Annotated in this window: 10 protein-coding genes; all 10 read right to left on the bottom strand. The window is 44.1% G+C overall.

Annotated features, from left to right (window positions below; translation table 11 throughout):
* Positions 1-40: 40 nt before the first annotated feature.
* The 10 genes from L2740_RS14200 to pilW all read right to left on the bottom strand — a co-directional run bounded on the left by L2740_RS14200 (position 41) and on the right by pilW (position 14,350).
* The gene (locus L2740_RS14200) at positions 41-3,295 is read right to left on the bottom strand and encodes an ExeM/NucH family extracellular endonuclease (RefSeq protein WP_248950797.1); all 3,255 of its coding nucleotides are present in this window, start codon (positions 3,293-3,295) and stop codon (positions 41-43) included.
* A 31-nt stretch (positions 3,296-3,326) separates the two neighbouring features.
* Positions 3,327-4,379 (bottom strand): porin, encoded by a 1,053-nt coding sequence (locus tag L2740_RS14205; RefSeq protein ID WP_248950798.1) that lies wholly within the window; start codon positions 4,377-4,379, stop codon positions 3,327-3,329.
* A gap of 894 nt (positions 4,380-5,273) precedes the next feature.
* Positions 5,274-6,478 (bottom strand): IS3 family transposase gene (locus L2740_RS14210; RefSeq protein ID WP_248950799.1). Its coding sequence is split into 2 segments (ribosomal slippage): positions 5,274-6,127 and positions 6,127-6,478, totalling 1,206 coding nucleotides; the frame shifts between segments, so codons are not numbered across the junction.
* A gap of 132 nt (positions 6,479-6,610) precedes the next feature.
* Entirely contained in the window at positions 6,611-8,083 is a 1,473-nt protein-coding gene (gene der, locus L2740_RS14215; RefSeq protein ID WP_248468677.1) for a ribosome biogenesis GTPase Der, read from the bottom strand.
* Positions 8,084-8,168: 85 nt separating this feature from the next.
* The gene (gene bamB / locus L2740_RS14220; protein ID WP_248468678.1) at positions 8,169-9,356 is read right to left on the bottom strand and encodes an outer membrane protein assembly factor BamB; all 1,188 of its coding nucleotides are present in this window, start codon (positions 9,354-9,356) and stop codon (positions 8,169-8,171) included.
* A gap of 11 nt (positions 9,357-9,367) precedes the next feature.
* A complete protein-coding gene (locus tag L2740_RS14225; protein WP_248468679.1) occupies positions 9,368-9,988 on the bottom strand; it encodes a tetratricopeptide repeat protein in 621 nt (206 codons plus the stop codon).
* Positions 9,989-10,003: 15 nt separating this feature from the next.
* Complete coding sequence (gene hisS, locus L2740_RS14230) at positions 10,004-11,278, bottom strand: histidine--tRNA ligase (RefSeq protein WP_248468680.1); 1,275 nt, start codon at positions 11,276-11,278, stop codon at positions 10,004-10,006.
* Between the two features lie 137 nt (positions 11,279-11,415).
* Entirely contained in the window at positions 11,416-12,531 is a 1,116-nt protein-coding gene (gene ispG, locus L2740_RS14235) for a flavodoxin-dependent (E)-4-hydroxy-3-methylbut-2-enyl-diphosphate synthase (protein ID WP_248468681.1), read from the bottom strand.
* 14 nt (positions 12,532-12,545) lie between these two features.
* On the bottom strand, positions 12,546-13,562 hold the full coding sequence (locus L2740_RS14240) for a RodZ domain-containing protein (protein ID WP_248950800.1): 1,017 nt from the start codon (positions 13,560-13,562) through the stop codon (positions 12,546-12,548).
* Positions 13,562-14,350: a type IV pilus biogenesis/stability protein PilW gene (pilW, locus tag L2740_RS14245; protein ID WP_248950801.1), complete on the bottom strand. Its 789-nt coding sequence runs from the start codon at positions 14,348-14,350 to the stop codon at positions 13,562-13,564. Before pilW ends, L2740_RS14240 begins: the two co-directional genes overlap by 1 nt.
* Position 14,351: the final 1 nt, after the last annotated feature.

The raw sequence follows: 14,351 nt of genomic DNA on the forward strand, positions 1-14,351 counted from the left end.
CACAGCCCGAAAGCAGGCGCTTCATTGTCGAGAAAAAGGCTTATTTGCGAAGACGACGGCGCATAGCAGCCAGCCCGAACAGGGATAACAAGCTAATAAAACCTGTGCTGCCAGCTTTACCGTCACCACCAGTTTGGTCGCTTTCTTCCTCTACAATGTCCGCAATCAAGGAGTCGCGGTTAGATACCTTCGCTAGGAAAGATTGCTCAGAGCCTGCTACAATTTTTCCATCTCGCTGTAGCCTTACGGTCACCTTGTAGATAGCAGATGGTGCGCCAAAGACCTCGAAGTTGACCAATGCAGTTGAATCATTAGAAAGCACCACATTAGGCAGCAGCATTTGGCTCAAATCTAAACGCTGTTCATCATCATCAGGACTCATACTGATTGTTGCGACATCGCCAACTTGAGTAGAAATACCCGTTGGGATCTGGTAAGGAACCTTGATTAGCTTTCTTAGCTTTGGCAGGTTCAGAGGCACGTTAGGATCGGCATCACCTGGCTTATAGTTCAGGGTGATTAGTGCAGGATCGTGATCCGATGCGCGATAGATGTCCTCTTTGTAGAACTTATGCGTTCCAGTACCGTCGATGGTACCTTTAAAGCGGTTTTGATAGTCATACAGGCCGGTTTCTGCAGCATTAACATGCCAGTCAGTGGCATCAATCACGCGGTCTTTTAGAGAAGGTGAGATCAAGATGTGATCCAGTGAGCCAATTTCATCACTGAAAGAGTAACTCCAAGGTGTCTTCCCCTTTTCCATGAGCTTTTCAGCGACGATATCGATGTAGCCATAAGTTTTAGTGATGATGACTGGAGAGCCATCTTCGTTGAACTGAGGCTTAGCTCCAAGGAAGGTGTGACTAGCGGTAACGATTGTCTTGTTGCGTGGGTTCTCGGTAAGAACTAATATAGGATCTTCTTTGCCATAAGCATTCAAGTCGCCAAGGATGATCTTATCGCCTGGAACGTCTTCCATCTCTTCACCTAAGTGCACGGCACCTGCTACACGGAACTCAGCACATGAGCCTTGGTAGTCCAGATCTGGCGCCGTACGGTTGTTCCAGGTGGTAGCATTACCAAACTCAACACCTTGCCATTCTTCCCAACAAGTAGAGCCTTTTGATTTAAGGTGATTTACAGCTAGAGTCAAGCGCTTGCCTGTTTGGTTAACGATAAAGGTTACAACCAAGGCATCACGGTGGTAGTTCTGACCGTTCTCTAGAATTTCTTGGTTCTGGTCTTTGATCACTTCACCTAAGTCATTCACTATAGTCGGTGCTTTTTGTTGAGGCATTGGGATAACACGAGTACGTTCAATGCTCATCTTGCTTGGACGATATATGATGCCTGTTGCAATAGCGTCAGAACCAATGGCGTCAAGGTTATCCAACATTTGATTGCCATTGTTGTCAAAACCAACAAACACATAACGGTTCTCAGTAGAGTTAGGACCATTGTAATCCTGAGGTCTCTCATCCACATATTGAATATTAACCTGATTCACAATCTCGGCAATTGCACTAGCATCACCAAAACCGTTGTTTTCAATCTCCATCAGCGCCATGACATCGGCATCCTGAGCACGAATAATTTCTACCAGCTTGGTTCTCTGGTTAATGTATTCATCGTAGCTATCTGCGCCTCGGCTCTGACCAAAGTTGTTGTTGTCGCCACCGAAAGGAGAGTTAAAAAAGTTAAACAGGTTCTGACTAGAAATACGGATAGCAAAATCATCATCTGCCACAGTATCTTTCAGATCTGGTGTCTCAGTACGCGGTAAGTTGTGAACAAAGTTATCACTCGTCAACTGGTTGGTTATAGTCAGGCTATAGTCTTGATCATACTTGTCAGTCCCAGGGATCAACTCAGTTTCATACTGACTGATCACACCTTCCGCGTTGATTAAACTATCGTCGATACGGATGTAGTTGGTGTGTGGGTCACTGTTAAAACCAGCGTAATAAGGCAACTCGGTGCCATTGGATTTAGTGGCACTTTCAATCACTAAACGATAGTCATTGTTTTGCTCATAGGCCGCCTTCGACTCTGGGCTTCCTGCCACATGCAAATGGTTTGGCTGAAGGTTAGGACGTTTATAAGCCGCCACCATGTTGTTGCGGTTATGCCCTTTACTACTTAAAAGGTAGTTGTAACTGAAGCTGCGAGTAATACGCATATCTTGGTCGCCATCAGTCTGAGGGTCCAAATCTGTAGGCAGGTTAACCAACATTCCTTCGTAACGTTCCAACGTCTTATCGAATGAGCCGTTATCAGAGCTAATAACCTCAATATCGGTAGGCTGAGTGAAGATGTCAGTATCAGTAACATTCCAGCTAAATGCAGTATCTGCAGATAGTTGAGTCTGACCTTCAAACTCTACTACTTTACTGCCAATACAAACTGTCTGACCAACCTTCAATTCACCGGCTGCACTAGAACTAACAAAGATACCATCGGAAGTCTCTGGATTGTTATCAGAGGCAATATTGCGAAGATAGAAGCCCTCATTCGGAATAGACACCTTAGCTGAGACGATCCCTTCTACAGCTATCTTTTCTTCTGATTCAGTCTTACCTGCAGCAATTAAAGGCGAGGTAAATCCTGTGCCCTGAACTTCGCTAGGAGCCTTAATTTCACTCCTATCTGTTGGACATGTGAAGATGTCCATTATGTCTTCTGCATCAGCGGCAGGTAGCACTGATTTACCTAAATCATCAAATCTTATTGGTAAGATGTTCTGCCACTTGGTCGCATCGAAAGTGCCTGATTGAGCAGGATTGTTGCCATCAGCAGCTTTTTTACGACGTAAAGTGGTATTTGGAGCCCACTTGCTAGACTCATTTGCTGCTCCAACACGGTCGATAACAGTATCCCCATTTTTCAGGAAGAAACCGTCATCACTTGTCATAAACAGATTGTTGTACTTATTACTGCTGTCATAGGTAGAGATAACAACAGTGCCACCTTGAGCCATGATGGCATTACGAAACTCTTCACTGGCTCTGCTATTGACAATCACCATAGAAGCACCAGAAGCAAGCGTCTGACCAGTCAACAGCGGCTTTGCATCAGCGTTTAGTAACTCATTGTCGTACTTACCGCTAGAGCGTTGGTAAGCAGTAATATCATCGGTGAAGGTGAAGGCATCTGAGCCTGTATTAGTGATCTCAACGGTGCCCACATTAGCATCGGTGCTTTGCGTCATTTCAGTGATCAGCAAGTCTTCAACGCCAGCAAAGGCGCCCACGCTAATGGTGCTAGCAATGGCTAGCGATAGGAAACTTTTTTTCATAGTAAACTCTATAGAATTGATTTAATTCGGATTAAAAGTACATACGCACATATGCGTAGCCAGCTTCAGGGGCTTCGCCAACACGCCCTTCTAGAGACAGCACTATGTCTCTAGCTGGGCGATAGTTAAAACCTAAGCTGGCCCAACGACGTTCTTTTCCGTATTCTGGTGGCAACTCTGAGTAGTCATAATTCGGGCTGATCAAATCCCAACCTTCGTATTCTTCGTGATTTACAGAGCTGATTATTTCCCAATGTTCATTCAGGTCGTACTTGGCGCTTACCGTCAGCCCCTGGTTGCGGAAAGTTTGATAATCGAGGTGGACGTCACCGCTTTTACGTGTAGACAAGTCTTCATCTTCTATAAAGCCATTTACACCAATCGAGAACTCTGGCATCAGCTTGAGGCGTGCACCGAAACCTATCTGTTGCTGCTCACCATATTTACTGACACCATTAGAGCCACCGCGAGTTTCTAGGCCAACCACAACAGACAGAAGATCAGACATCCAGCCAACATAGCCATTAACGATGTCACCCTGCAGTGCACCACTTTTGTGCTCACCGTCATATGAATAGGAAACACCTGTAATAAGATGTTCAAACTTAGCTTGGTACTTAACGGTATTCTCTTGGTCACCTGCTTCACCTGTTTCAATTGACTTATTGAAGGTGAAATCACCGAAGTGGTCGTAATCGTCAAATGCTGTATCTGTCAAGCCAAGCTCGACCCACTGCTGCTCGGTTAAGACATAACCTACGTACAACTTGTCGATGGCCAACTCAAACTCGCCGTCGCCTCCAAGCCAATTACGGCGTTGGTAATCTAGCTCTAGACGATAAGTGAATTGTTGACGTTGACCCGTTACGCCCAGAGTCGCAAAGCTATCATCTACATAGCCCTTGGTATCGTAAAACTCATCGTGGTTGTAATCTGCATGAGTATCAAAATGCCCACCTACTCCCACTTCGCCATATAAGCGAACGTGGTCACCTTGACTTTCACCCTCTAGCATTACAGCGTTCACTGAACCAGCACTAAGCATGGTGATGATAGCGATCGCAACTGTTGATTTATTTAACATTGCCGTTACTTCCGATTAGTAATTTGTCAGCCTATATTTGAAGACCAAACTCAAAATTAAAAATGTTTATTAGTAATATCTGAAACTTCTGAATAGTCAGGTAGGTGGAGAGTTCGATGACGAAACGGTTAATATTTTTGTTACATATCCCATAAATTAACCCCAATTTGCAATAAAGCCGCTAATTTCTATTAACGTGCGACGCGATTGTTGCAGAATTTCACAACAAAAAAAAGAAGGAATTATCACATTTAGAATGCATAAGCATTTGTTAAATAAAGAAAAACAGAACACCATTGATTACACAAGAGAACAGACTGGCGATGTGAAGCGTATAGATGCTAAAAAAAACAGTTACTTATGCCGGAACAGTGGTGGGTGTTTTTTTGTATGAAATGACGTGAGAATCAAAGGGATTTTTTTATAAAAAACTAAATTTTAATCATTAATCAGCGACAATAGGAGGATGCCAGCAAGGCTTTACAAATCCAAGCCTGAAAATCTTATGTTGATAATAAAGTATTGGCTCCTAATGCAACAACGCAACAGGTGCTTCGTACCTATGCAGAGTAAAATCTCATCATCCTTAGGCTTAATCAACGTGAGGTAGGGAGATAAGTGCCTGTCGTTAAACTTTATTTAAGAGATTAAATAAACCTGTGCCAAAGCCATTCACATCAGGTGCACTATCGGCAGCGTTAGCTTATTTCGAAGAAGAGTGAGGCTCCTATCTAATCCAAATTACTTCGTCTAGGCCGCTGAGGGTTTACTCTTGTGGAACCAAGAGCGGGAGCAAGTGCTTTCCCCCATGGCTAATTCTTAACAAAATTAAGGGCCAAAGCCAAAAATCAAACTCAAGTGACTAGTCCTGAAATAGGTTGACACTTTTTCAGTTTAAAACGCTCGATGAACTTCATCGAGCGTTTTGTATTTTAAGGCCATATGTGGCCTTCGTTGATTATAAATTGCTACCGACTCTGCAACCATTCTTTTTGCATCTGTAAGGTCATTTGGTTTGCTAATCAAGTATTCGTTTTTAAGTATTCCATTTATCCGCTCTGCAAGTGCATTTTGATAACAGTCATAGCCATCCGTCATTGAGCATGTGACTCCGTGCCTATGGTGTAATGCTTGATACTCTGCTGAACAATACTGTATGCCTCTATCTGAGTGGTGAACAAGGTGACCACTGCTTTGTCTATTTCTTAATGCCTGCCTAAAAGCCTGCTTGACTGAGCTCGTCTTCATGTTGTCATCAACTTGATAGCCCACTATTTTTCGTGAGTAAGCATCTGTGACTAGACTGACATAAGTTTCCCCTGAGTGTGTCGGTAGATAGGTAATATCTGCCACCCACAACTGCTCAGCCTTTGTCACATTCAGCCCAGACTTGACTAAGTTAGGGTGACAGTGAAAACGATGATGACTATTCGTTGTTTTATGATAAGCACGCCTTGTTGGCACCAATAGTCGATGCCCTCTAAGCAACTTAAATAACCTGTCTCGGCCAATATTTAGCTCGCAGTTTTGCATCAAGTATTTCAACTTTCTCGCACCGATACGCGGCTGAATCATTCTCTCAAACTGAACGAACTCTATCACGCTTTCCTCAAACAATATCTGACGGCTATGGCGCTGACATTGTTGATAATACGCCTGACGTGAAATCCCTAAATATCGACATGCTCGAGCAACTGATAACTTTAGGATGGCTTTTTCTTGAACGATTTTCCTTTGGGCTTTTTTACCATACGAACCCCATAGTCTTTTTCTAAAACGTTAACGACGGCCTCAAAGAATTCTGCTTTGATTTTGGTATCTTCTAATTCTTTTTCTAACGCTTTAATCCGCTGCTCAGGAGTCAGTTCAGTTTTCACTTTAGTCATAGTCCGGCCTTTTGAAAGAAACCTCGGTGTGCCATTAGACCAATCTAACCGACCGTGCTTACGTAACCAAACTAAAACAGTAGAGCATCCTTGAATACCATAATGGTTTTGAGCTTGCGCATAGGTCATTTCTCCCTTTTCTACCTGGTCCACGACAGCCAGTTTAAAAGCAAGGGAGTAATCTTTCTGGGTTCGCTTACTTATTGATTTCATCACACTCTCCAAAAAAGGTTTGAAAAGTGTCAACGTTATTTAGGATGGGTCAAAGACAACAAAAAAGGAACCCTAGGGTTCCTTTTTAACTATCATTTGGCTAGTTCAAGCAAGCTCAAACTAAAACACGAATTAATCTTTATTCTTATCGCGAATATGGCCAACCATACGCTTACGGCGACGCTCTTGGCTCACAGTAAGTTTCTTGCTGTTCATGCCTTCAAACGGGTTACCACCCTCTTGGAAGCGCAATTGGATTGGGGTACCAATCACTTTCAGTGAACGACGGAAGTAGTTCATCATGTAGCGCTTGTAAGAATCTGGAAGCTTCTTAACCTGGTTACCGTGTACAACCACGATTGGTGGGTTGTAACCACCGGCGTGAGCGTACTTAAGCTTAACACGGCGACCGTTAACCAATGGCGGCTGGTGATCGTCTTGAGACATTTGCATGATACGCGTCAGCATAGATGTACTTACACGGCGTGTCGCACTGTCATACGCTTCTTCGATTGACTCAAACAAGTGACCCACACCTGTACCGTGAAGTGCAGAGATAAAGTGAATACGTGCGAAATCGATAAAGCCTAAACGACGGTCAAGCTCGCTCTTCACGCGATCTTTAACACCTTGGTCAATACCGTCCCACTTGTTCACCGCAATCACTAATGCACGGCCAGCGTTAAGCACAAAGCCTAATAGACCAAGATCTTGCTCAGCAATACCTTCGCGAGCATCGATAACCAATAACACGACGTTACTGTCTTCAACCGCTTTAAGGGTTTTAATTACTGAGAACTTCTCAACGGTTTCATGTACCTTACTACGACGACGCACACCCGCAGTGTCGATCAATACGTATTCACGGCCTTGACGTTCCATTGGAATATAAATACTGTCACGAGTCGTGCCTGGCTCGTCGTAAACAACAACGCGCTCTTCACCTAAAATACGGTTAGTTAGCGTTGATTTACCTACGTTTGGCTTACCGATAATTGCCAGCTTAATTGGCAAGTCTTGCAGACGCTTTTGCTCAGCTTCAGCTTCTTCTTCAGTAAACTCGCGCTCTTCCTCGTCATCATCACCGTCTTCTTCTTTTTTAATCCCCATCGCTTCTGCGTATGGCGCTAAAGAATACTCGATCATGTTGGTTACACCACGGCCTTGAGCCGCTGCCATTTGGTAAACTTCACCTAGGCCTAGTGACCAAAACTCAGCACAAGCAGAGTCTGCATCAATACCGTCAACTTTGTTAGCAACAACGAAAGTCGTTTTTTCACGGCTACGTAAATGTTGAGCAATCGCAAGATCGGCAGCAGTTAGACCCGCACGCGCGTCGGTCATAAATAGCACCACGTCTGCTTCTTCAATCGCAGCTAGAGATTGCTCGGCCATGCGAGTTTCAATCCCTTCTTCAGTGCCGTCAATACCGCCAGTATCAACTACGATGAACTCATAACCTGCAAGATGTGCTCGGCCGTATTTACGATCCCGAGTTAGCCCAGGAAAGTCAGCGACAAGCGCATCTCTGGTACGGGTAAGTCGGTTAAAAAGGGTCGACTTACCAACGTTTGGTCGCCCAACTAGGGCCACAACAGGAATCATTTAATTGCCTCTATTACTCATTTTCTAATAACTAAAAAGCCCCCGGACACACATCCAGGGGCCTTATCATCTCAATCGACTTGGCTTACGGAAGTGTTACTCGAATCACTTTTCCACCACGAGTCTGCACATATAAGTTGTCGTTAACAACTAATGGCTGACTGTATAAACCAGAGCTATCCACTTCTACACGTCCAACGATTTTACCGTCTGACTTATTTAAAAAGTGAAGGTAGCCTTCAAAATCACCTACAACTACGTAATCTTTAAAAGAAACAGCTGCAGTTAAACTGCGGTTAGCTAGCTCTGCGTTATTCCATAACTCTAGACCATTTCGTCTATCAACAGAATAAACACGGCTATGGTCATCAACCACAAACAGGCTTGCACCTGAATAGGCTAATTCATGGAAACTTGAGTAGCTTCGTGACCAAACGATTCGGCCAGTACGCATTTCCATTGATACCAAGTTACCGTTATAGCTAACAGCATATAGGTTCTCACCTACTAATAGCGGCTTCATATCTACATCTGCCATGCGTGAGAACTCATTGCCTCCCGCTGGAGTATAGATAGCTTGCTCCCAAGCTGCCTGACCATTATTTTTAATCACTACTGCGATTTTACCATCAGCAGTACCGACAAAGAATCCACCAGCTTCATAAGAAGCAGCACCTGTACCACGCAAGGTTAGGGTTGGTAGTTGGTTTTCGTAAACCCATTGCAAGCTGCCATCATCAACGTCAAACGCTTCAAGTGTGCCTGCACCAGTGTTCACGACTACTACATCTTCACCAACCGTTGGTGCAGATAATAGCTCACCGCCAGCAATGACATGCCAAACAGCTTCACCCGTCGCTTCATCAAATGCCGCTAATAGGCCGCTTTCACCGCCCACAAAAATCTTGTTACGTGCAGCTGTTACACCACCCGCCAAACGTGCGCCTTTGTTTTTAGCCAGTGCATTATCTCTAAACGCAGAGCTAAAGTCATTTTCCCAAACGCGCTCGCCTGTGACTTCGTCAAATGCTTCTACTTTACCGTAACGATCTGCGACAAATAGCTTGTCGTAGCGCGCAGCTGGACGTAAACGTGAATAGTAATCACCTACACCGCTACCAACATTTGCGCTCCAAGTCACTTCAGGGAACACACTTGCTTCAATTTCGCTAAGCGGAGTAATAGGTTCTTCTTCTACATCACTTGAAGAACAAGCAGACAACATGCCTATGCTCATTCCACATGCGAGCAATGTTTTGCACCAAGACTTCATGGGCAGATTCCTTATGCCTTGTTCAGATTATCAAGCTTCATTTGTAATGTTGGACTAGTCATAGTGCCACCATTGTCTACTGCTGTTTGATAGGCAATCTTTGCCTTCTCTGTTTCGCCTTGGCGAACTAAGAAGTCACCTTTTAACTCGTCTCGTTGCGCTGCTGAAGCGGCATCAGTAATTTGCTCAAGCGTAGTAATCGCTATTGCAAATTGACCTTGTTCAGCTTGAACACGTGCAAGACGCATAGTCGCAATCAAGTTAATGCTGGCATCAGCATTCGTTGCAATCACATTCTTTAATGTTGCTTCTGCTTTAGCAAGATCGCCAGTTTCAACCGCAGACTTAGCGACTAATAGCTCAAGTAGTGATTGATAACCTTTTTGACCGTGCTCTTTCGCAAAGTTTTCTGCAGCGCTTAACATAGCTGCATCTGCGCTATTTTGGCTGCTTAACGCTTGGAATGACTCAGACGCTGCTTCAGCTTGAGCCACTTGATGGTCAGAATAATAGTTCCAACCAAATAATCCACCTAAACCGACAACAGCACCAATAACTACTGATGTGCCATAATCTTTCCAGAACTGTTTGATAGCATCTACTTGTTGCTCTTCTGTGCTATAGATTTCCACTTCAGTCTTCCCCTTTTAAATCAGTTCTGCAATATAAGCCGCCAATGCATCACGGGCAACCAATTCTTGTGCTTTATCTTCGCGAAGGTGTTTCACAGCAACTTGGTTATTTGCAACTTCATCTTCACCAATAACAAGTGCTACAGATGCACCACTTTTATCAGCTCGTTTCATTTGCTTCTTAAAGTTACCACCACCGCAGTGGCTCATCACTTTCGCATTTGGCAAACTTGTTCTTAGCTCTTGAGCAATCTTAAATGCCTCAATGCGGCAACTGTCACCCATTGCAGTCACATATACGTCAACCGCTGGACCAATGTCTTTATCTAGCTCAAGGGTTTGCAGAAGTAATACGATGCGCTCTAGACCCATAGCAAAACCAACTGCAGGTGTTGGCTTACCGCCAAGTTGACCCACTAAACCATCATAACGACCGCCAGCAAGTACCGTACCTTGCGAGCCTAGGCTTGATGTGACCCACTCAAAAACCGTGCGATTATAATAATCTAAACCGCGCACTAGGCGAGGATTGATTGTGTATTGGATGCCGACAGCCTCTAAGAGTTCACATAAATGTGAAAAATGTGAACGCGTGTCTTCACCAAAGTAATCCATTAATACAGGAGCATCAGCTAAAAGTGCCTGTACATCGGCATTTTTAGAGTCCAGTACACGCAGCGGATTAGAATACATACGGCGTTGGCTGTCTTCATCTAATACGTCTTTATGCTGCTCTAAGAAAGCAATTAGCGCGTCGCGGTAGGCTGCGCGCTCTTCTGTATCACCCAGCGTATTTAGCTCAAGTGTTACATGCTCAGTAATGCCTAACTTTTCCCATAGCTTGGCAGATAGCATTAATACTTCTGCATCGATATCAGCGCTTGGGATACCGTAAACTTCAACACCAAATTGGTGGAATTGACGGTAACGACCTTTTTGTGGGCGTTCGTGGCGGAACATTGGACCCATATACCAAAGGCGTTGCTCTTGGTTATATAGCAAACCATGTTCGTTACCAGCACGTACTGTAGACGCAGTGCCTTCTGGACGAAGCGTTAAGCTGTCACCGTTTCTATCTTCAAAGGTATACATCTCTTTTTCAACGATATCAGTAACTTCACCGATAGAGCGCTTAAAGAGATCTGTACTTTCAACGATAGGAGTACGAATTTCGCTGTAACCATATGACCCAACAGTGTCACGTAATACGGTTTCAAGTTTTTGCCATAAAGGACTTTGGGTAGGCAGAATGTCGTTCATTCCGCGAATCGCTTGGATCTGTTTTGCCACTATTCGACTCGTAAATTTGCTATATAAAAATTAAAAAACGCCTCGCATTATAGGCGTTTCAGGACTAAACGTACAACAGCTGGATTCAGCCATAAAAAATCACAAGCCGGTTAAACAGACTTGTGATGACATTGTACTTACTTATTTAAATCTTGTGCTGGAATTCGACCGGCAACTATTGCTGCTTTAGCGCGGATCTTAGCTTCAAGAGAGTCAACAATATTATTGTTGTCAAAGCGCTCTTTTTGACGCACACCATCATCGTAATAACCACTCATGCGGTTACCACCGGTTAAACCGATATCCGATACTAATGCTTCACCAGGCCCGTTGACTACACAGCCAATAATCGATACATCCATTGGTGTTACAATGTCTTCTAAGCGCTGCTCAAGCTCGTTAACCGTTGAAATCACATCAAACTCTTGGCGCGAACATGACGGACAGGCAATAAAGTTAATGCCGCGAGAACGAATACGTAACGACTTTAAGATATCAAAGCCAACTTTGATTTCTTCTACTGGATCGGCAGCTAATGAAATACGCAAAGTATCACCAATACCGTCAGCAAGTAACATACCTAAACCCACTGCAGACTTAACTGAACCTGCACGAGCGCCACCCGCTTCGGTAATACCAAGGTGCAATGGCTGCACAATTTGCTTAGCCAGTAAACGGTATGACTCAACCGCTAAAAATACATCAGAAGCTTTAACGCTGACTTTAAATTGGTCAAAGTTCAAACGATCTAAAATATCCACATGGCGCATTGCAGATTCAAGTAAAGCTTCTGGTGTCGGCTCTTTGTATTTGTCCATTAGATCTTTTTCTAACGAACCGCCGTTAACACCGATACGGATAGGAATATTCTTATCGCGGGCGCATTCAACTACATTGCGAATACGCTCTTCATTACCAATGTTACCTGGGTTGATACGTAAACAATCAACGCCGTATTCAGCCACTTTAAGTGCAATACGGTAGTCAAAGTGGATATCTGCAACTAGTGGCACTTTGGTTTGCTGCTTAATCAGCTTAAATGCTTCTGCCGCATCCATTGTCGGCACAGAAACACGCACTATGTCGGCACCAACATTTTCTAACGCGCGAATTTGAGCAACTGTTGCTTCAACATCTGTAGTGCGCGTATTGGTCATCGATTGCACCGCAATTGGTGCACCATCACCAATAGGTACGTTGCCAACATAAATTCGGCTTGATTTGCGTCTAATAATAGGAGATTCGTTATACATGGTGTTGTGCTCTGTTATTGCTCTGCGAGTGGCAAGGTTAACCTTGCAACTTTACCGCGAGGGTACTTCTGCGCATCTAAACTAATGTCTGCGCCATTAAGTTGGATGTTAACGACTTGCGGCGCACCTAGCGTTACCGCAAATGGCTCTGCCCCAACAAGATTAATTTGGCTACCTGAACGCTTAAGATCGCTAACTAAGATTTTACCGTTAGCGTCTGCGACTTTAATCCAGCAATCACCCGTTAACGTCAATGTAAGATTTGAATCAGTTACGGCATCAGCCTGTGTAGCGACAGGATTTAGCACTTGTGATGCGTTTTCGCTTGAAGTTGTTTGCTGGCTTGAATCCTGATTTTGCGCATCGTCAGTTGTGTCTGGCGTTAGATCTTGACTAACAGCAAGTGCAGCATCACCTTCGGTTAACTCACTGGCATAATTTAATTCAGCATCAGCAGTGACATTATCTTCAGTCTCCGTTGCCTGTTGCTCAGCATTATTACTTTCTAAAAGCGCAGCAACTGGACTAGGCATGCCACTTTCTACAGATGCTGCAACTTCTTCCACTGTCGGCTTAGAGTAATCAACTGCGGTTTCCATTGATGACTTTTGAAACCACCACAGCACCATAAGTGCCAACAGTACGAAGACGATGATGTAAGTTAGCGCCATTAAGCGGCCATCACGAGCTTGACGAGTTGTCTTACGTGAAAAACTCTGCATTGATGGCTTTTCATCATCTTCAAGTTGCTTATCTAAGCACTCTTTAACTGCAAACGGATCTGCCTGTACGGCTCTAGCGTAGTTTTTAACGTAACCACGCACATACGTGGCCGCACCGACCTCTGCTAAATTATCTGCCTCGATTTGTTCAATGATTGCTGGGCGTAAATGTAATTGCGACGCCAGAGCCTCAACCGATAAGCCTTTGCTTTCGCGGGCTGTTTTTAGCAAAACGCCCAGTGTGAGCGTAGGCTCATCCACTAGGCTTTCATTGTCTACATTGGGCGCTTGATTCTGTTCATTTTTCATTAATGCATACTAGCCCGATATTCTTTGGCTTGAATGGACTGTGGAAACTTTGCCAGTAGTAAGATACCGAATCGTCTTACTGCGTCTTCGTCACTCAAACCTTGTTCTATTTTAATCCCTAATGCCAGACTGGTGGCTGACTCCAACGCAACTCTATGATAACGAGATAGCTGCTCTTTTGCCTCAGCGTATCTTCCCTCTTCATAATCGATTTCAGTCAACTCTAAGAGTGAGGTGCGTCGTCTAGGATCGTATTTAAGCGCCATTGCAAAGTAATGCTGCGCTTGACTAATTTGACCTGCTTTGCGGCTACAAATTCCCAAATTTTCGTAAGTTGAAGCCGAACGGGTATACAGAGGTTGATCAACCGCTGCTAAAAACATCTTTTCAGACTCAGCATATTTGCCTTGCTGACATAGAAAAGCACCAAAATTATTATATGAATCCCCAGTCACATCACTGGTATCAATTGCTTTTCTATAAGCTTGCTCTGTTTTTTCTAGCTCACCTACCGATTGATAGTAGTAAGCAAAGGCAATATGAACTTCTTCCAAATTGGGTGCAAAAGCTAATGCTCTATCGAGGTTAGCTTTTGCCTGCTCACTATTGCCTTTTTGTAGATAGGTTAACCCGAGTTGCACTCGCTGACGCGCTGCAGCCTCTTTGTTAATTTTACGCTCAGAAACAGGTGTATCAGTACCCGTGTAGGTATCTTGGGTTACGCACCCAGTTGTCACCATTGATGACAAGATCAATACCAGCGGTAATACCACCTTTCTCTGATTCATT

Origin of the sequence: Shewanella pneumatophori, assembly GCF_023283895.1 — a bacterium.
GTDB lineage: Bacteria > Pseudomonadota > Gammaproteobacteria > Enterobacterales > Shewanellaceae > Shewanella > Shewanella pneumatophori.

Bases quoted from the DNA above. Each gene is read 5' to 3' on its own strand.
- bamB (WP_248468678.1), bottom strand. From the start codon at position 9,356: ATGAAGTCTTGGTGCAAAACATTGCTCGCATGTGGAATGAGCATAGGC.
- ispG (WP_248468681.1), bottom strand. From the start codon at position 12,531: ATGTATAACGAATCTCCTATTATTAGACGCAAATCAAGCCGAATTTAT.
- L2740_RS14240 (WP_248950800.1), bottom strand. From the start codon at position 13,562: ATGAAAAATGAACAGAATCAAGCGCCCAATGTAGACAATGAAAGCCTA.
- L2740_RS14200 (WP_248950797.1), bottom strand. From the start codon at position 3,295: ATGAAAAAAAGTTTCCTATCGCTAGCCATTGCTAGCACCATTAGCGTG.
- L2740_RS14205 (WP_248950798.1), bottom strand. From the start codon at position 4,379: ATGTTAAATAAATCAACAGTTGCGATCGCTATCATCACCATGCTTAGT.
- der (WP_248468677.1), bottom strand. From the start codon at position 8,083: ATGATTCCTGTTGTGGCCCTAGTTGGGCGACCAAACGTTGGTAAGTCG.
- pilW (WP_248950801.1), bottom strand. From the start codon at position 14,350: ATGAATCAGAGAAAGGTGGTATTACCGCTGGTATTGATCTTGTCATCA.